This is a genomic window from Protofrankia sp. Cj3 (assembly GCF_917627355.1).
Taxonomy (GTDB): domain Bacteria; phylum Actinomycetota; class Actinomycetes; order Frankiales; family Frankiaceae; genus Protofrankia.
In genome coordinates, this window is sequence record NZ_CAKJTR010000219.1 from 1 (window position 1) to 594 (window position 594).

The 594-nt window shown below is 73.4% G+C and carries 1 pseudogene; it reads right to left on the reverse strand.

The window, feature by feature from the left end:
* Nucleotides 1-594 (reverse strand): annotated as a pseudogene (locus tag MJ783_RS20610) (hypothetical protein); the annotation flags it as partial.

Genomic DNA, 594 nt, shown 5'->3' on the forward strand with positions numbered 1-594 from the left:
GTCCAGGGTCGCCAGCAACATCGTCATGTGGACCAAGAGCGCGTTGTCGAACGCCGCAGCGGACAGCCGGGGCACCGAGGCAGGCCCGGCGTCCGGGTCGCCGTAGGGAGCGAACGCGGCGGCGGCCGCGGCAGCGTGCTGGTCGCGGGCCTGCGTGTCGAGCGGCCGATCGGACAGCGCGACAACCCCGTCCAGCAGCCCGCCGGCGGCCTCCATGGTGTTCCGATCGAGGGTGTGCCACCAGCCGGCGTCCCGGTCGAGGTGACGGGCCAGCAACAGCAGCCGGACCCGCACCCGCACCCGGGTGAGAGCATCGATGAGGTCGGCGAGCAACGGTCCGGCGAGATCGGCGTCATCGACGACCAGCAGCGTCGCCCGGTCCACCGCCGACCCGGCGGCATCCTTGACGAACTTGACGAACCCGGCGTCCCAGTCCAGGCCGCTGCCGGTGAGACGGGCGCACACCTCGGCGGCCAGCCGGGTCTTCCCCGTCCCACCCCCACCCGTGACGACCGTGAGGCGGAAACGGTCCCGGCGTGCCGGGACCCCGGCGCCCGGGGTGACACACCAGCCGACCAGCTCGTCGACCAGGTC